The 1,350-nt window shown below is 41.3% G+C and carries 1 protein-coding gene; it reads left to right on the top strand.

Annotation, left to right across the window (positions count from 1 at the left end):
• Window positions 1-119 precede the first annotated feature (119 nt).
• Window positions 120-1,280: a hypothetical protein gene (locus B157_RS0113625; RefSeq protein WP_157618435.1), complete on the top strand. Its 1,161-nt coding sequence runs from the start codon at window positions 120-122 to the stop codon at window positions 1,278-1,280.
• The last annotated feature ends 70 nt before the right edge of the window (window positions 1,281-1,350 follow it).

Below are 1,350 nucleotides of genomic sequence, written 5' to 3'. Positions count from 1 at the left end.
TTGTTGCTTCATCAAGCAAAACTACCAAAAATGAGTAGCAACTAAAGTCTTGCCCTAAAGGGCATAGCTTGAACTAGCGTACGTGAAAAGTCAATGACAAGGAGGGAATAACTCAAACATTGAAATCGACAAAAGCCCAACCAGACCACTATAAAGACAGTACTTTATCAGTGATCGCTAACGCGTTCGCTCAGGTTAAAGATACCTTGGAAGCCAGAAAAACACTAACTCGAGCCATACGGGTTAACAGAACGTTATCCGATTACAACTCTAAAATCTCTGACCTACTTGCGATATCTAACGCATTTGCTAATATCAAAGATACTTTACAAGCCAAGAAACTACTAAGCCAAGCCTTAAAGGCAACAAACCTCCTACCAGTTGATCAGTCGCCAATTTACGACCAGCGAAAGACTTTTTTATCAGAGATCGCTAAAGCGTTTGCTCAAGTCAGCGACAAAGACGGTATAACCCAAACGTTGATAGCAACCAACGCTCTTCCCTTCTCCGAAAAAGCTCGTGTACTTGCTACCATCGCCAATGCATTTGCTCAAGTCAACGACAAAGAAGGAATAACCCAAACATTAAAAGCAACTGACAGAATACGTGAAAACCACCCTATGCCCAATTACAAAAATAAAGCACTGTCAGTTATTGCCGATGCGTTCGCTCAAATTGGAGACAAAGCTGGAATCACCCAAACATCAAGAATAATAAGGAACTCGCCTGACAGCTACGACCATAATGAAGCATTATCAGCTGTAGTTAACGCATTTGCTAAAATTGGAGATAAGGATGGAATAACTTATACTTTAAATATCATTAGGCGAGACTCTATCCTTGGCTTTTACAATAAAGGCAATGTTTTAGCCACTATCACCAATGCATTCATCCGACTCAAGGATACGGCGCAGGCAAAGAAAACACTAAAGTTAATTACCTCAAAAAACAGTGTTATAAGTGACCTTCCTGCCATCGCCCATGCATTTGCTCTAGTGAAGGATACTCTACAAGCCAAAGTAATGATGACTAAAGAACTGGCTGCAAGTAACTATTATACTGATGCCGATAAAGCCAGTAAACTTCCTTATATCGCTCTGAAATGTGCTCAACTTGGCGATTGGCGTATGGTAAATCAGATTATTAATAGTGAGATACGCTCCAATGAAGCTAAAGCCAAAGCACTGTACCTCGTTTTGGTTACTCAATATACCCGTAGTGACCCCAAACGCCAGAAAGAGTTGCTGGATAAGATAAACATGAGTCATCCCGAATTTTAGGGGGTTGACAACAAGGGGCCTCCTTTCTTAGCTTTGAGCATCACCACAACGCCAAAGCCAGAAAGGAGGC

Source organism: Spirosoma spitsbergense DSM 19989 (genome assembly GCF_000374085.1).
Lineage (GTDB): Bacteria > Bacteroidota > Bacteroidia > Cytophagales > Spirosomataceae > Spirosoma > Spirosoma spitsbergense.
This window is presented reverse-complemented; position numbering and strand designations above follow the sequence as displayed.